Below are 16,088 nucleotides of genomic sequence, written 5' to 3'. Positions count from 1 at the left end.
AACGGCTGGCACGGATAGCCCCCGACGTAGATGTCGACCGGCTCGACGTCATGCCAACCGACAGCGGTGATGTCCCCGAGGTTGGGCACCCCGGGATGGCGGTGGGCCAGGATGCGGCTCGCGCCGGGGTCGTTGTCCGCCACCCAGGCCAGCGAGCCGCCGAACACCGCCTGGACGGCCTCGTCCAGGCCGCCGTATCCGGTGCAGACCGAGCCGATCCGCGGGGCCGTCATGCCGCCACCTCGATCACGGGTGCATCGGCGCGGGCGCCGGTCCGGCCGGCGCGGCGCCCGGCGATGGTGGCGAACAGCCTGCCGAGCCCCGCGCGCCGGGTTCCGGCACGGGCCTGCTTGGCCGCGTACATCGCCTCATCGGCTCGCCGCAGCAGACCGGACAGGTCGTCACCGGGGAAGTCCGCGGCGCGCACCCAGCCCAGCGAGACCGTGGTGCGCACGGCCGGGTCCTGGCCGTCGACGGGGCGGGCGAGCACGCCGTGCAGCACGGCGAGCATGTCGGCGGCGGTGCCGTGGTCGTCGATCAGGACGGCGGCGAACTCATCGCCCCCGAGCCGCCCGGCAACCCCTGAGCGGCCGACGTGGTGGGCGAGCCGGTCGGCGGTCGCCTTCAACAGGGCGTCCCCCGCAGGGTGCCCGTAGGTGTCGTTGATGTGCTTGAACTTGTCGACGTCCGCTAGCACCACGACCGCCCGCGGGTCCTTGAGCAGGGCCGCAGCGCGGCGGGTGAAGCCGTCGCGGGTGCGTAACCCGGTGAGCGGGTCACGCCGGGCGGTGTTCAGACAGGCTCGCAGCCACCACACATGGACCGCCCACCCGGCGGCGAGGGGCAGCGCGGACAGCAGGACCGTGGTCAGCGTGTTCACGCTGCCACCCCCTCGGCGCCGCCGCCGGACGCGGTGGCGCCGGGGCTGTCGACGGGGTGCAGGGCGCGGCCGTCGGCCCGCTCGGCGAGCAGGGCATCCCGCACCTGCCGGGCGGGACCGGAGCCGCAGTGCAGCGCCTTGCGCAACGCCTCGGCGTTGATCTGCGCGTCCGGCCAGTCGGCCGTGACCGTGCGCGCCTCGGCGAGCAGTTCGGCCGGCGTGCGCTGCGCCGTCCTGGCCTTGCCCTTGACCGGCCGCTTGCGCGGCGGCTTGGACGCCTCGCGCTTCGGCTCCGGGGCCTGCTCCGGCTCCGGACGGTCCTGCAAGTCAGCAGCAGCGGGGGCGAGTTCGCCGATGCGCAGCAGCACGCGCTCACGCCGCGGCGTCTGCGAGCGCCACCGGCGGCCGTAGCGCTCGCGCAACTCGGCACGGGCCAATAGCCGCTTGCGCTCACGGGCGAGCGCGTCGGCGTAGGAGGTGACCTCCCACAGCGTCATGCGCCGCCACAGCGCGAACGTTGACAGCGGCGCCAGCAGCCAGCGGGAGAACCTGATCTTTTCCATGCGGCGGCCGGTGGCGGCGCCGATGCGGACGGCGTAGATGTGCGCGCCGATCTCGGAGAACACCACCCACAGCAGCGGCATCGTGCCGTGCGCGACCTTGGCCCACACGTCGTGTCCGGCTGCGATGTTCAGCCCGCAGGTGATCAGGGTGAGCGCCCAGGGCACGAACCGCACCCAGGCGAGCGCCATATCCATGCGGATCAGCAGCAGGTTGGCGACGGTGAACACGGGGATGGCCACGTCGATACCGACCGGCAGCATCCACGGCTCACCGAACCCCCAGCGCGCCGCAGCAGCGGACACAGCGTCAAAGGAGGAGATCAGGCCCAGTGCGCCGACTCCGGCCGCGGCGAGCGCGCCGACTCCGGCGAGCCCCATTTCCGGGCGGGTCAGCGGCGGCACGGCCGGACGCTCGATGGTCTGCGTCGTCATGCCGCACCTCCCGCCAGCATTGGGCCCGCACCTCTTGGCTTTGCACCGGGACTTCTTGGTGCACCATCAGAATCGGTGCAGGTCAGGGGAGTTGGTTACCCCCTGCGTGGACAGCTCAGGTTGATCTGGCTACCTTCAAGAGGTCCCTAGACGTCCCATCGGGGGTGGAGATGTCCAACGAGCGTTTGCGGTCGGCCCTCTTGGCCCAGAACATGACCGTGCAGCAGCTCGCGGAAGCAATCGAGGTCAACCCGAAGACAGTCGAGCGGTGGATCACGCAGGGCAAAGTGCCTTACCGGCGCCACCAGTACGCCACTGCGTCCGCGCTGAACGTCGACGTGACGACGCTGTGGGATGACTCGCGCTCGCTCGACAGCGCAACTGACCTGTGCAAGGCGGAGATCCTGACGGTGTACCCGCATCGCCACGTCGTACCGACCGACCTATGGCGGGAGATGTGCGAGCGCGCGAAGGAACGCATCGACATCCTCGTCTACGCAGGCATCGGCCTGGCGGAAGACCCACGCTTCCTGTCAGTCCTCAAAGCGAAATCCCAGAGCGTCGTCATACGCGTCCTCATGGGTGACCCTGCGTGCGAGGCCGTCATCCGGCGCGGTATCGACGAAGGGCACCGCATCATGGACGGCAAGATCCGCAACGCGCTGGTCAACTACCGCCCCCTGTTCACCAGCCATCCGGAGATCGCGTTCCGCCTGCATGACACCGTGCTCTACAACTCGATCTACCGTGTGGATGACGAGATGCTCGTCAACACGCATGTGTACGGCATCGGTGCCTACCTGGCCCCGGTTCTGCACCTGCGGCGACTCCCCGGGGGCGGGCTATTCGACACATTCGCCAATAGCGTTCAGCAGACCTGGGAAGGCGCCAGGCCAGTAACTGAACACGACGTCACGGGAGCATGAGCCATGGGACGCATCGACTACCTTCACGACCCCGACGCCCCGCCGGCCAACTCGGTTGTGCCATCCGTCGTGGCGTTCGTGCAGAACGATGCGGGACAGGTATTGATGATCCAGCGGTCCGACAACGGCCGTTGGGCGCTGCCCGGTGGTGGGCACGACGTGGGCGAGTCCATCAGTGACACCGTCGTTCGCGAGGTCTGGGAAGAGACGGGAATCAAGGCGGAAGTCGTCGACATGTCCGGGATCTACACCGACCCTGGTCACCGGATGCAGTACGACGACGGCGAGATCCGCCAGCAGTTCAGCATCTGCTTCCGCGCGCGGCCGGTCGGCGGTGAGGTGCGTACGAGCAACGAGACGACGCAGGTCCGCTGGGTCGACCCGGCGGACCTGTCCAAGCTCGACATCCACCCCACGATGCAGCTCCGGATTGAGCACGCCATGGACCGGACGCGGACGGCTCCCTACATCGGCTGACGCTTGGCGGCGGCGACCCGTTCGAGCACGCGCGACGTGCTCGCGAGGATCTCCGGCTCGGCACGGCGAATGAACGTGCCGATCAGGCTGTCAGGCCCGTACCGACCGGCGATCTCGTTGACACGGTCTACCGGATTCGTGGGCGTGCCGTCCGGCGTGGTGTTCATGTCGCAGAAACAGAGGGCGTCATTGAGGTGCGCGGACTCGCGCGGGAACTCGCCCTCCAGCTCTTCGCGCAGGCCGCGCGCCTCGGCCTCCATCCATGCACATGAGTGATGAGCCACCAGGTTCACGACCCGTTCGTCGGCCTGCGCTACGTCGCGGAGATAGCGGGCGCCATCGAGTGGGTGGAAGCCTGTCTTGGCCAGATCCGGCGAGTAGCCGATGTCGTGAAGGACTGCTGAGGCTTCGAGCAGCTCGGCATCCTCCCCCAGGATGAGCGCAATGATGCGCGCTCGCTCCGCTACCCCCAGCGAGTGTCGCCACCGTCGCGGTAGCGGCTCGGCGAGCAGTGACTCAGCAAGGGGATAGGCCCACTCCGTCAGGTCCGACAAGCTACGAACGCTCCTCTCGAATCGGCACGGCACGGACGGTCCGCACCCTGCCCTGTCCCTCACTCGCCAATACTCCGGCGGCCTCCAGCTTGTCCAGAGCCTTGGTCACGGTGGGACGTGAGACTCCGAACCTCTTGGCCAGATCAGACGCGCTGGGGAACGGCGCCCCCACTTCGAACCGCTCGTCGACGACGATGTCCGCGATGCGCTCATCGAGCGGTCGGCGATCTACCTGCTCGCCCGCCCGGACAACACGCCACCGCCCGCCGGGGTTGGGCTCGGCGACACCTTCCTTTTTCAGTACCTCGAAAGCTCGGAGCACGGTCCCCCGGGAGACCCCGTAACGATGCTCCAGATCCACGACCGACGGCAGCTCGGTCATCTCCGGGGCGGCTGCAACTTGAGCCTTCACCGCCTCCGCGATCTCCAGGAAGGTCCCCCGAGGGCTGGCCTGCTGCGACACGCGCTCTCCTCCCGCCTTACCCGCAGTCTGGGTCAAGCTTCCCACGGTCGATTCGTGTTGAGTTTGGTCGCTCAATCGGGTTGTAGCGCAGAGTGGAAATTGTGTGATTCGCATCACATTTTCAGTGGGTTGCGTCCGCCGCGTCGGCTGTGCCGACTGTGCAGAGGTAACTCCAGCGAGGTGATTGCGGCATTCCGCGCCGTGCGGGCAGTCGCCACCTTCTCGCGCCTCGACTCGTGGCACGTGAGAGGCATTGCCAATTCAGGCGCGTCGGCGTGGACGGAACCCGCGCCTCCGTGGTCGCAACCTGCAGGTATCGCCACAGTAACTTTACTGGCATTGCATTGCAATGCCGGTGGCGGTGCTACTGGCCAACTGCAACCGTGATCGCAGGTCAAAAGGGTTGTCTGGGCAACCTGTATTTGCATTCACCCATTCACTTTAGGGAATTGGTGAATGCTTGCGCGGTGAAGGGTGCCTCTCTCTGCACCTCACGGTGCGGGCACACTGGTCCGGTGCCCGCCCTCGTGGCTACCAACCTGAACGAGGGCGGGCGTGACCAGTCCCAGCGAGAGAGAAAGGCCGGGTATGACATTACCGACCGAACGCGCACGCACCAGCTCCGAGCGTGCGGGGCGACAGGTGGCCGTTTCGCGTCAGGCGCCAAGGATCAATCGGCGGACGGTAATTGCCGTGTGGCTCGTGGTCTTGCCCCTGACGGTCGCATTGCTTGTTCTGGCGGTGCCTGCGCTGGCGGCCCCCATCGGCACGGCGGTGGCGGTTGCGGCTGTGGGTCTTGCCATTGCTCAGTGGCTCTGGCCTGGCAAGTCGGGCTCCCGCAACGGCCCAACGGACGTCTCGTGAACTGATGCCGCCGCTGGTGGTCTCAATTGTGGTCTCGAAAGCGCCCGGGTCCGGCACTGTCCGTCTTCGTCCGCTGAAGTCCAACAACCCCTTTGACCAGGCGCTAAGCCTGCTTCTAGGACGTTCACGGACGCCCCCGGACCAAGATCGGACAACTCGTAATGCGTAGGTCTCGGGTTCGAATCCCGAAGGCGGCTCTTTTGAAGCCCAGCCCAGACATTGTCTGAGCTGGGCTTTTGCGTTCAGTGGACGCGACGACAGCGCCGCGCACGTCTCCCGTGCGACGCCTCGCGTCCTTGGAAAGGCGCGATCTGCCCTTCAGCTACCGCTGCGTGACGTCATCGCGGAGGTGGCCCGCGAGGCCACCGTGCCGTGGGCACCCGTGCGGAACTGGTGGCCCAGGACCGATTGTTCGCGCGGCAGGCGGCCGCACAGCTCCTCTGCCGACTGGCCTAGTGAGGCACCGTCGAGGTGCGGGCCGCGGGGGCCTGGTGGCGTGCCGACGGTCTGGAGACGCCGTCCAGGCGCCCTGCCGTCAGCTCGTAGGCAAGGTCACGAGCTCCAATCGGCCTCCGGCGAGAGCGACGACAGCGGAGACCAGGGCCTGCAGGCAGGTGAGTTCGGCCTCCTCGTCGGGCAGTGAGAGATGCTGTTCCGCGAGGCCGTCGAAGCCGGCCAGGAAGAAGCGGGCGATGGTCTGCGCCGGCTGGGCGAGCTGGTGGCCGGTGCGCTCGGCCGTCTCGGTCACCAGCGTTGTCGTTACGGCCGTCACCTCGCGGTGGTGGCTCTCGAGGGTCTTCTGCAGCCGAGGTGTCCGGAGTGCGAACATGGACAGTTCCGTGAGCAACTGGTGGGTGGTCGGCTGCTCGCGCACGGTCCGCCACAGGGCGACTGCGAATGCCGCGACCGTCTCCTCGAAGCCGGCGTCCGCTTGCGCCGCCCCTTCGACCTGTGCGATCAGATCATGGGTGAGCTGCTCCATGACGGCGAGGTACAGATCTTCCTTCGTGCCGAAGGTGTAGTGCACCGTTGCCTGGGCCACGCCCAGCTCGGCCGCGATGGCACGGGTGCTTCCGGCAGCCACGCCCTCCCTCGTCATGAGGTCGATGGCGGCCTTGATCAGCTGAGGGCGGCGCTCTGCCGCGGAGACATGAGCCATGGGGACATCGTACCGACTTAGTCCAATGAGCAAGTCGTTCGATCAAGTAGCGATGGAACGAGGCGGGGCCTCAGCACATGCACCCCAGGCTCCCGATCAACGGTTGAACCACTCCCGCCCCGGCGCCCCCAGCATCGTCTTCGCGATCAGGATGGCGACGATCATCCCGACCACCGCGGTGGGCATCCCCCCGACGAAGAAGTTGATCAGCGAGAACAGCACGATCACGGCCTCGACCGCGACCACGGTGATCCGCACCCACCCGAACCGCTTCCACGCGAAGATCCCGGAGACGACGAGTGCGATCGCCGCGCACAGGGCGGAGTACGTGGAGAAGCGGACCAGTCCGAGCTGCTCGACTTCCTGATTGTGATCGAGACGGTCGTTCACCAGCATCATGAGGAAGAACGCGCCGAAGAGGTTGAACACGGCCTGGATCCACACGCCCACCAGCGCCGCCTTGACGCCGCCCGGCATACGCTTGCTGCGCTCCGACACCTGAGTGACCACGAGTCCCTCACCCCTTCCAGTGCACCTGAGGCCCGACGGCGCAGTTCCGCGCCACCGCCGGCCCACTGTGCTGGGTGCACCCCGGGACCGGTCCCCGCACGGCGGGGCCACAACGGGCATAGGGCGTCAGGGGGGTGCGTCAGGTGGGGATCACGACGCCGCCCTCAACCCCGCATCCCGCGCCAGCAGCGCCGCCTGTACCCGGTTCTCGCACTGCAGCTTCGTCAGGATCCGGCTGACGTACGTCTTGACCGTCGCCTCGCTGACATGGATCCGCTCGCCGGCGTCGGCGTTCGAGAGTCCCTCGCCGAGGAGCGCGAGGACCTCCAACTCCCGTTCGCTGAGCGACTCCAGGCGTCGCCGCGCCTCCTCCGCGCGGGCCGCCGCCCGGCCCGAGGCGAGCGAGTCGACGACGTGGCGGGTGGCGCCGGGGGAGAGGTACGCGTCCCCGGCCGCCGCGGCCCGTACCGCCTGGATCAGCTCGCCCGGTGCCGAGTCCTTCAGCAGAAATCCCGCGCCGCCGTGGCTCAGTGCGCGCAGTACGTTCTCGCGTTCGCCGAACGTCGTGAGGATCAGCGGGCGTACGGACGGCGCGACCCGCCGTAGCTCGGCCAGGGCACTCAGCCCGTCCAGCACCGGCATCTGGATGTCGAGCAGGGCCACGTCGACGGCGTGGGCCCGGACCAGCTCGACCGCCTCGCGGCCGTTGCCGGCCTCCGCCACGACGTCGATGTCGTCGGCGGAGGTGAGGATCATCCTGATGCCCGCCCGGATGAGCGGTTCGTCATCCGCGACGAGGACCCTGATCACAGCTCTCCCGCAAGGCTTTTGGACGCATAGGACGCGAGGACGCCCCTACCTTACTCACGCCCCAAGAGACGCCACATGCCTACGATTTGACCGTGTACGACTGCTTATCGATCAGCTTTCCGTCCCTGAAGCAGAACCGGAACAGCGGCTCGTCGTCCAGGTTGTCCGGTATCTCCGTCGACAGGAGGACCAGGCAGTCGGCGCCCTTCGGCTTCGCGGGTCCCTTGTCGCGCAGGCCGTCCGTCAGGAACGACTTGCCGTCCGGCAGCTTGCCTCGTACGGCCGTCTCGGTGTCGCCGACCTGCACGGACTTGTAGACGGACGGTTCGATCATGGCCTTGTCGCTCTCGTCCCACAGCTTGGCGATGCCCCAGACGGCCAGCGCTCCGAGACCGACGATGATCACGAGTGCGGCGCCGCACCCGATCGCGATGCCCCTCTTCTTGCTTCCCATGGCGAGGTCGAGCTCCTTCTGCTTCTCCGGCGGGCCGGACCAGTCGATGACCGCTCCACCGTCGCCGGGCCGCGCCCCTTCGCTCTGCCCCCGGAAGTCGTTCGTCGCTTCGACGAACGTCGTCACCTGCGGCGCCGAACCCGCCCGCTCCGCGCTCCCGTACGGCAGGACGCCCGCGACCCGGAACCCCCCGCCCGCCGCCGGCCCGGCATGCACCATGCCGCCGACCAGCCGGGCCCGTTCCTGCAGCCCGGTCAGCCCCTGCCCGCCGCTCACCACGAGTCGCCGCCCGCCATCCGCGGTCGTGGGCGTCGGCCCATTGGCGACCTCGACCACCAGCGAGTCCGGCTCATACCGCAGCTCTACGACGATCGGGGCGCCCGGCGCGTGCTTCAGCGCGTTGGTCAGCGCCTCCTGCACGATCCGGTACGCCGCATGGTCCGCGGCGGGTGCCAGCGACCGCTCCTCGCCCGCACGCCGCAGCTCTACGTCCGCCCCCGCGCCCCGCGACGCCTCCACCAGGCCGTCGATCCCCGCCACGCCCCGGGCCGCGGGAGCCGTATCGCTCACGTGCTCCTGCGCGTGCGTACCGTCGCGCAGGATGCCGACGGCCTCGCGCAGCTCGTGCATCGCGGCCACGGACGCGTCGCGCAGCACCCCGACGGCCTCGCGCTGCCGGTCCGTCAGCTTCCGGTCGACCTCCAGCGCGCCGGTATGCACGGCGATCAGCGCCAGCTGGTGGCCGAGGCTGTCGTGCATGTCCTGGGCTATCCGCTGGCGCTCCCGCAGGCGGGCATGGGAGGCGATGATCTCGCGTTCCCGCAGCAGTTGGGCGTTGTGCTCGTGCAACGCGTGCATGAGGGTGCGGCGTTGGGTGCGGTAGCGGGCGGCGAGGCCGGGCACGACGGTCGTTGCCACGAAAGAGAGCGTGGTGAAGACCAGCGTCTGGGCCGCGGGGAGGCTGGATTCCGTCTGTTGGACGGACAGCGCCGCATTGAGGACGTAGGAGAGCGTGAACGCCGCCAGTGCCCACCGCGGCGCCTTGATCCTCGGGCCCGCCGACCAGCCCGCGACCATCAACAGGGGCCAGAAACCGGCGAGTACGGCGGCGAGCGCGCCCGCGAGAACGAGCACGCTCGCCGGGAACACCCGCCGCAGCAGGGACATCGCGGCGGCGGCCAGCGCCACGCCGACCGTCGCCGCCAGGCCGTTGTCCTGCACGCCCAGCGTCGCCGACAGGGCCAGCACCAGGGCGAGGACCGTCTCGCCGACGATCCGCCGTCGGGACCACATCCCCGCCACGACCAGTCGTTTCCAGGCGCCGCGCGCCATCGTCGTCACATTCACAGGCCAAAGGTAGGTGTCGACGACCTTGCCCACAGCATCCCTTCGTCGCACCCGCGTCCGACGAAAGTCGCACCCTGCGCCGCGGCGGCGCTCACTTCCGGCAGGTCGGGTTTCCGGTGGGCAGCCGCCCGGACTTCAGGTACGCGTTCACCTTCCCGTCGACGCAGGCGTTGCCGTACTCGCCGAACACACCGTGCGCGATGGCTCCTTGCAGGGTCAGCAGGCGGGAGCCGGTCAGCAGACTGTGCATCGCCCTGCTGCCCCGGTAGGTGGTCGCGGTGTCGCCGGTGGCGGAGACGATCAGCGAGGGGGTGGCGTTGGCGATCGTGGTCGGCTCCTCGCGGGGCGGCTCGGGCCAGAAGGCGCACGGGGCGATGTTGTTGGTCATCGGTCCGAAGAGGGGGTGGCGGGCCCGGCTGCGCTCGACGTCGCGCCAGTAGACCTCGGGACCCCGGGGCGCGGCCGCGTCGCCGCAGATGATCGCCGCCGCGGGGCTGGCGAGAGGGGAACTCGAGGCGTCGAGCGCGAACCGCAGGAGACCCGCCAGCTCCGGGGTCGGTTCGACGGCGACCCCCTTGGCCGCCTTGTCCAGCACGCCCACGGCGCGTGCGAACGCGGCACGCTGCTCCTCCTGGTCGCTGCCGCTGCTGTTCGAGATCACATACGGCAGCACGTGCTCGTCGATGTCGTACGTGCCGACGCGCAACGGCCGTTCCGTCGCCGCGTCGACGATCCGCTGCACGGTGGCGACCACGGCGTCCCGGCTCGCGCCCAGGCCGTACGTCCCGTGCCGCGCCGCGGTCCAGGACGCCCAGGCGCGCAGCGCCCGCTCCGCGGGAATCTCCCTGCCCTGCAGCAGACGGGGGCCGTACGTGCGTGGATCGCCGGCGCTGTCGAGGACCACACGGTCGGTGCGGCCGGGGAACATCTGCGTGTACACGGCGCCGAGATAGGCGCCGTAGGAGTATCCGAGGAAGGAGATCCGGCGCTCGCCCAGCACCGAGCGGACGATGTCCATGTCGCGGGCGGTGTTGCGGGTGGTGACGTACGGCAGCACATCGCCGTGCCGGGCGGCGCACCGCTCGGCGAGGTTCTTCTGGAAGGCGACCTGGCGGTCGAACGCGGCCCGGCTGTGCCCGGCCGAGCGGATCCAGATGCCGGCGGGCCAGCCGCAGTCGAGTGCCTCACTGCGGCCCACGAACCTCGGGTCCATGCCGATGATGTCGTACCGGGCGGCCGTCTCGCCGAGGTGGGCGCGGGTCCTCAGCGGCATGCCGAGCGTCGGCTCGGCGGGACCGCCGCTGTTGAGCATCAGGGTGCCGATCCGGTGCTTCCGGTCGGCCGCGGGTAACCGGGACAGGGCGATCTCCATCGTCCGGCCCGTCGGGCGGGAGTAGTCGAGCGGCACGGTGACCCGGGCGCACCGGGCCCTGGCACGGTCCAGCGCGGTCCCCTCTTCGTCGTCCGGTCCCTGTCGGCAATCGGTCCAGGTGATGTGCTGGCGGTGGTAGGCGGCGAGCCCGGTGCCGGGGTCCTTGGCGGCGTGTGCTGCGGTGGCCGAGGCGGCGAGGGCGAGTGCGCCGGCGGCTGCGCCGAGGCGCTTTGCGGAGGCGCCCCAAGTCAGCGCGTGGGTGCGTGTTTTGCGTGTTTTCGTCGTCATGCGGCGCAAGCTAAGCGCTCTGCGGGTTGTGCCGCAATTGGTCGTCGGTTGTCTGCGGGTCCGTTGTGGCTGGTCGCGCAGTTCCCCGCGCCCCTGACGGGGCGCGATACAGCCCCGCGCTGATCACTTCGCGTCCGCATAACACTCCACCACCGCCGTCGTGAACGGAAACCGCACCGGCGTCTCGCCGAAGGTCAGCCGGCCCGCGAGGTCGGACGCCTCCCGGATTGCCGTCACGACCGTTTCGGCCTCCTCCTCGGGACAGTGCACGATGACCTCGTCGTGCTGGAAGAAGACCAGTTCCGCCGCCATGCCCGCACAGGCCTGACGCAGCGCGGCGAGGAGTAGGAGGGTCCAGTCGGCGGCGCTGCCCTGGACGACGAAGTTGCGGGCGAAGCGGCCGCGGGCGCGGGCGTTGGTGGAGGCGTAGCCCGGCACCCAGGCGTCGTCGCCGGGCGGCGCTTCGGACGGGTCGTCCTGCGGAATTCCCGCCTCCTCGGTGGTGGCGTCGGTCGCTCCGGCCGCCGGGGGACACGTACGCCCGAGCCAGGTCCGTACGAGCCGCCCCTCCTCGCCCTCCCGCGCCGCGTCGTCGACGTACGCCACCGCCTTGGGGAAGCGGCGTCTGAGGGCGGCGAGGTTCTTGAGGCCGTCGCCGGACGTCTGCCCGTACACCGCTCCGAGGACGGCGAGCTTGGCCTGGGCGCGGTCTCCGGAGAAGGCGCGGTCGGACACCGACTGGTACAGGTCGGTCTCCCGGCCGGCCACCTCCATCAGTCCGGGGTCGCGGGAGATGGCCGCGAGGACGCGCGGCTCCATCTGGTCGGCGTCGGCGACGACCAGCCGCCAGCCGGGGTCGGCGACCACCGCGCGCCGGATGACCTTGGGGATCTGCAACGCGCCCCCGCCGTTGGTCACCCAGCGGCCGGTGACGGTCCCGCCCGCGAGGAACTCGGGCCGGAACCGGCCGTCCCGGACCCAGTCCTGCAGCCAGGACCAGCCGTGGGCGACCCAGATGCGGTACAGCTTCTTGTACTCGATCAGCGGCTTCACGGCCGGGTGGTCGACGGACTCGATCTCCCAGCGGCGGGTCGATCTGACCTTGATCCCGGCCTGCGCAAAGGCCTTGATCACATCGGTCGGCAGATCGGGCCGCACCCGGCGCCCGAACGCGGCCGACACCTCGTCCGCCAGCTCCGCCAGCCGCCGCGGCTCCCCGCCGCCCGCATACCGCTCGCCGAGCAGTTCGTGCAGCACCCGGCGGTGGACGTCGGCGCTCCACGGCAGCCCCGCCCGGTTCATCTCGGCGGCGACCAGCATCCCCGCCGACTCGGCGGCCGTCAGCAGCCGCATCCGCCCCGGGTGCGCCGCCCGGTCGTGTCGGCGCTGCTGCTCGGCGTAGACCTCGATGAGATCGGCCAGCGGTACATGCACGGACTGCGGCTCGAAGAGGGGTGACTGGGCGCCGGGTTCGGCCGAGCGCTGGGGTGGATCCGGCGGTACGGGGCCGCGGCGCAGCCGGGCCAGGGCGGCGGCCGCCGAGCGGGGTTCGCCGGACCGCCCCTCGTGGCCTAGCAGGAGGGTCTCGGCGTCCTCGATGTCGTAGCACCGCTCCACTCGCACCCCCGTGGCGAGCAGGCGCGGATAGACCTCGGCGGTGGAACGCCAGACCCAGCGCGTGACCTCCGGCCGGCCGCGCACCGCCGCGGCCAGGTCCGGCTCCCGCACGACCGGTCCGGCGGGCAGCCCGTCCGAGCCGAGGGGGGCGAGCTCCGCGCCGCCGTCCTCGGCCGGAGCGAGCGCCCACCGATCGGTCATGCTGCGAGTGTGGCACCAGGGTCTGACAACGGCCTCAGCCTTGGTCTTCGCCCTCCGCGGCGGCCTTCTTGGTGGTCTCCTCACCGCTCTTCAGGAACTGGGAGAGCAGCCCGACGATGTACTCCTCCATCGCCTGCTTGGTGAGTCCGAGGCCGGACAGAACGCCGGTGCCGTTCTCGAACTCCAGCAGGGCCAGCAGGATGTGCTCGGTGCCGATGTAGTTGTGGCCGAGGCGCAGCGCCTCGCGGAAGGTGAGCTCCAGGACCTTCTTGGCGTCGGAGCCGTAGGGGACGAGCTCGGGGACCTCGTCGGCGGCGGGCGGCAGCGCGGCGGTGGCGGCCTGGCGTACGGAGTCCAGCAGGATGCCGTGCGCAGTGATCGCCTTCGCGGCCAGGCCGTCCGGGTCGGCGAGCAGACCGAGGACCAGGTGCTCCGGGCGGCCCTCGGGGTTGCGGGCCGCGACGGCCTCGTTGTGGGCGGCCATCACCGCGTTGCGGGCACGCCCCGTGTAGCGGCCGAAGCCCGCTTGCGGGTCGAGGTCGGCCGACTCCTTCGGCACGAAGCGCTTCTGCGCGGCCTGCCGGGTGACGCCCATGCTCCTGCCGATGTCCGTCCAGGAGGCGCCCGATCGCCGGGCCTGGTCCACGAAGTGGCCGATCAGATGGTCGGCCACCTCCCCGAGGTGATCGCCGGCGATCACCGCGTCCTGGAGCTGGTCGAGGGGCTCGTCGTGGACCTTCTTGATGGCCTCGATGAGTTCGTCGAGACGTACGGATGACGTGATGGTCGGGTTCGTCGACATGCGTCAACCGTAGGTTGCGCTCCCCGGCGGTGTCAACCCTTGGTTGACACTGGTCGCCGCCCACGCGCGCGTGCCCCCATGGCACGATCGCCGGGTGAGCAGCAGCACCGTCGAACGCGCCTTCCAGGCCGCCCTGTATGGCGACACCGACACCGCCCTCGACAGCGGCGCGTCCCTCCTCGCCGCCGACCCGAGCGCGGACGCCGAACTCGCCCGCCGCGGCCAGGAGTTCGTGGCGACGGCCTGGCGACGCGGCTGGCAGCCCGCCGACGTCGTACGGATCGTGCGGCGCGAGCTGGACGACGTACACGTACGCCTCGTATCGGCCCTCATCCGCGCGCAGTTGCCGGACGACCGGCCGCGCGGCCCCCGCTGGACCGCACAGCTCGACGAACTGACCGCCGAAGCCCCGCCCTCCACCGACCGCTTCTCGCACGCGACAGCCGTCCTGGAGCTGTACCGGCTGCTGCTGAGCCTGCCCGCGCTGGAGCCCCTGGACGAGCCGTCCAGCAGGCACCCCAAGTCCGAGTCCCGCATGCTCACCCGCATCCGCGCCCTGCTGGCGAAGGCGGAGGCGACCGGCTTCCCGGAGGAGGCGGAGGCGCTCAGCGCCAAGGCGCAGGAGCTGATGGCGCGGCACAGCATCGACGAGGCGCTGCTGGCGGGCCAGGCGTCCACCGCGGACGTGCCCGGCGCCTGCCGGATCGGGGTCGAGCCGCCGTACGAGCAGGCCAAGGCGGTGCTGCTGGACGCGGTCGCCACCGCCAACCACTGCCGGGCCGTGTGGAACGAGCCCCTCGGCTTCTCCACCGTCGTCGGCTTCGACCCCGACCTGGAGGCCGTCGAACTCCTCTACACCTCACTGCTGGTGCAGGCGCAGACCGCGATGACGAAGGCGGAGGCCGCCCAACGCGCGGGCGGACGCAGGCGGACCAAGACCTTCCGGCAGTCCTTCCTCGCGGCCTACGCCCACCGCGTCGGCACCCGCCTCGCCGCCGCCGCCGAGACCCAGGTCACCGGCGACCTGCTCCCGGTCCTCGCCTCCCGTGAACTCGCCGTCACCGGCCGCCTGGACCGCATGTTCCCGGAGACGACCACGACCCGGCTGCGCGGGGTCACGGACGCGGCGGGCTGGACCGAAGGGGCGGAGGCGGCGGACCGGGCGCAGGTCGGGCGCCGGAAGCCGCTGCGCTGAGCCTCCTCAGTCGCCCGTCTGCTGGAACCCGCTGAGCGAGGCGTCCGGCACGTCACCGCTCTTGAGGGCGACAGCGCCGTACTCCCAAGGGAAGTCGCGCGGGCTGGTGTCGCCGGGCAGGTAGATCTTCAGCGTCTTCGCGGCGAGGCTCTTCTCCCCGCCTTCCTCGCCCCGCACATAGGTGAGCGTGAAGGACACCTCGGCATCCTTGGCGAGCGTGAGCTTCTGGGGCTTCGCGGCCTTGTCCACGGGGACCTTGTTGACGGAGTCCCCGGTGTCCAGGCTGGCGGCGGGCAGGCCGTCCACGGTGCACTCGGCGTCGCGGTTGATGATCGTGACGGCGAGGTTGCCCGTGTCGCCGACGGCGGGTGCGCTGTTGGCGGGCCCGAAATGCATGGAGACGTTGTGCGTCTTGCAGGGCTCACCGGGTTTTGTGCTCTGCGTGACTTCTCGCTCCTCGGCGCTGTTGCTGCTGCCGCCGCCGTCGCAGGCGGTCAGCAGCAGGGCCGCGGCGAGGGCGGTGACGGCGAGAGGTGTGGCGCGCATGGGCTTCCTCAGGGGCGTGGGCGGTCGCGTGCATGGATCATCACGCATGAGGGTGGGGCGCGGTTGCGGACCCCCGCTCACAGAGCCGCCGGTGATCAGCCGAGGCTCGCCGTGGGCAGCCCCGAAGGCAGCTGCCCGCCCTCCGCCTTGGTGTACGTCTCCGCGCCGAGCCCGTCCTCCCAGGTCACCTTGAGCGTCTTTCCGTCGACGGAGTCGACCATCCCCGTCGCCCGGTCCTTGCTGCCGTCGGTGCACTTGAGGTGGATCATCGGCATGCCGGACTCCTCGCCCGCGGTCCCGCTGCACACGGTCCCGCCGGTCGCGAAGAGCCCGGCCTCGGTACCGGTGATGACCAGCGCGACGGCCTTGCCGTCGGTCGTGGCGAGCCAGCTGCCCGCCAGATCGCCGGACGCGGACGCCGACCCGCCGGTGCCGCCGCCCGTGTCCGCCGTCTCGGTGGAGGAGGCGGAGGCGCTGGGGTCGGGCGCGGAATCGTCGTCCGAGCCGCCGCCACCGCAGGCGGTCAGCACCAGCGCGCCCACCACGCCGGCGACCGCGAGTCGCACGTTCGTCACCGAAGTCACTGCTGGCTCCCAAGCTCTGGCCGGAAGGTCCGCAGCAAGCTACC

17 protein-coding genes are annotated in these 16,088 nt (G+C 70.2%); 3 read left to right on the top strand and 14 right to left on the bottom strand.

Translation table 11 applies throughout. The features are described 5' to 3' along the window. The 3 genes from AB0I98_RS28430 to AB0I98_RS28420 all read right to left on the bottom strand — a co-directional run. A partial coding sequence (locus AB0I98_RS28430) for a DNA cytosine methyltransferase (protein ID WP_362946765.1) occupies positions 1-233 on the bottom strand: 233 nt, incomplete at its 3' end. After that, entirely contained in the window at positions 230-880 is a 651-nt protein-coding gene (locus AB0I98_RS28425; protein WP_362946763.1) for a GGDEF domain-containing protein, read from the bottom strand. The genes AB0I98_RS28430 and AB0I98_RS28425, both read right to left, overlap by 4 nt. Next, complete coding sequence (locus tag AB0I98_RS28420) at positions 877-1,875, bottom strand: DUF2637 domain-containing protein (RefSeq protein WP_362946760.1); 999 nt, start codon at positions 1,873-1,875, stop codon at positions 877-879. Before AB0I98_RS28420 ends, AB0I98_RS28425 begins: the two co-directional genes overlap by 4 nt. A 170-nt stretch (positions 1,876-2,045) precedes the next feature. Here AB0I98_RS28420 and AB0I98_RS28415 point away from each other — a divergent pair, with 170 nt between their 5' ends. After that, positions 2,046-2,801 (top strand): helix-turn-helix transcriptional regulator, encoded by a 756-nt coding sequence (locus AB0I98_RS28415; protein ID WP_362946757.1) that lies wholly within the window; start codon positions 2,046-2,048, stop codon positions 2,799-2,801. 3 nt (positions 2,802-2,804) lie between these two features. After that, positions 2,805-3,278, top strand: a complete 474-nt coding sequence (locus tag AB0I98_RS28410) for an NUDIX domain-containing protein (protein WP_362946754.1) — start codon at positions 2,805-2,807, stop codon at positions 3,276-3,278. Here the strand turns inward: AB0I98_RS28410 and AB0I98_RS28405 are convergent. The 9 genes from AB0I98_RS28405 to AB0I98_RS28365 form a co-directional block, all read right to left on the bottom strand. After that, positions 3,266-3,832, bottom strand: coding sequence for an HD domain-containing protein (locus AB0I98_RS28405; protein WP_362946752.1), 567 nt, complete (start codon positions 3,830-3,832; stop codon positions 3,266-3,268). The two genes, AB0I98_RS28410 and AB0I98_RS28405, sit on opposite strands and share 13 nt — an antisense overlap. Position 3,833: 1 nt before the next feature. After that, complete coding sequence (locus AB0I98_RS28400; protein ID WP_362946750.1) at positions 3,834-4,295, bottom strand: GntR family transcriptional regulator; 462 nt, start codon at positions 4,293-4,295, stop codon at positions 3,834-3,836. A 1,399-nt stretch (positions 4,296-5,694) separates the two neighbouring features. Next, positions 5,695-6,318 (bottom strand): TetR/AcrR family transcriptional regulator, encoded by a 624-nt coding sequence (locus tag AB0I98_RS28395; protein ID WP_362946747.1) that lies wholly within the window; start codon positions 6,316-6,318, stop codon positions 5,695-5,697. A 96-nt stretch (positions 6,319-6,414) separates the two neighbouring features. Next, positions 6,415-6,828 (bottom strand): hypothetical protein, encoded by a 414-nt coding sequence (locus AB0I98_RS28390; protein ID WP_362946745.1) that lies wholly within the window; start codon positions 6,826-6,828, stop codon positions 6,415-6,417. Between the two features lie 150 nt (positions 6,829-6,978). Beyond that, positions 6,979-7,638 carry a response regulator transcription factor gene (locus AB0I98_RS28385; protein ID WP_362946742.1) on the bottom strand — a complete coding sequence of 220 codons (660 nt, stop codon included), beginning with the start codon at positions 7,636-7,638 and terminating at the stop codon, positions 6,979-6,981. Positions 7,639-7,717: 79 nt separating this feature from the next. Next, positions 7,718-9,439: a histidine kinase gene (locus tag AB0I98_RS28380; protein ID WP_362946739.1), complete on the bottom strand. Its 1,722-nt coding sequence runs from the start codon at positions 9,437-9,439 to the stop codon at positions 7,718-7,720. Positions 9,440-9,530: 91 nt separating this feature from the next. Next, complete coding sequence (locus tag AB0I98_RS28375) at positions 9,531-11,099, bottom strand: alpha/beta hydrolase (RefSeq protein WP_362946737.1); 1,569 nt, start codon at positions 11,097-11,099, stop codon at positions 9,531-9,533. A gap of 123 nt (positions 11,100-11,222) precedes the next feature. Further along, positions 11,223-12,917: a bifunctional 3'-5' exonuclease/DNA polymerase gene (locus AB0I98_RS28370; RefSeq protein ID WP_362946734.1), complete on the bottom strand. Its 1,695-nt coding sequence runs from the start codon at positions 12,915-12,917 to the stop codon at positions 11,223-11,225. Between the two features lie 34 nt (positions 12,918-12,951). Beyond that, positions 12,952-13,719: a Clp protease N-terminal domain-containing protein gene (locus AB0I98_RS28365; protein ID WP_362946731.1), complete on the bottom strand. Its 768-nt coding sequence runs from the start codon at positions 13,717-13,719 to the stop codon at positions 12,952-12,954. A gap of 94 nt (positions 13,720-13,813) precedes the next feature. Here AB0I98_RS28365 and AB0I98_RS28360 point away from each other — a divergent pair, with 94 nt between their 5' ends. Then, the gene (locus AB0I98_RS28360; RefSeq protein ID WP_362946729.1) at positions 13,814-14,914 is read left to right on the top strand and encodes a DUF2786 domain-containing protein; all 1,101 of its coding nucleotides are present in this window, start codon (positions 13,814-13,816) and stop codon (positions 14,912-14,914) included. 6 nt (positions 14,915-14,920) lie between these two features. On the opposite strand, the gene AB0I98_RS28355 is transcribed toward AB0I98_RS28360, so the two are convergent. Continuing rightward, the gene (locus AB0I98_RS28355; RefSeq protein ID WP_362946727.1) at positions 14,921-15,460 is read right to left on the bottom strand and encodes a DUF4232 domain-containing protein; all 540 of its coding nucleotides are present in this window, start codon (positions 15,458-15,460) and stop codon (positions 14,921-14,923) included. A 95-nt stretch (positions 15,461-15,555) separates the two neighbouring features. Continuing rightward, entirely contained in the window at positions 15,556-16,035 is a 480-nt protein-coding gene (locus tag AB0I98_RS28350) for a hypothetical protein (protein ID WP_362946724.1), read from the bottom strand. Between the last annotated feature and the right edge of the window lie 53 nt (positions 16,036-16,088).

It is taken from the genome of Streptomyces sp. NPDC050211, from assembly GCF_040656035.1.
Classification (GTDB): Bacteria; Actinomycetota; Actinomycetes; order Streptomycetales; family Streptomycetaceae; genus Streptomyces.
Note: the sequence above shows the minus strand (reverse complement) of the source record. Positions and strands in the feature narration are given on the sequence as shown.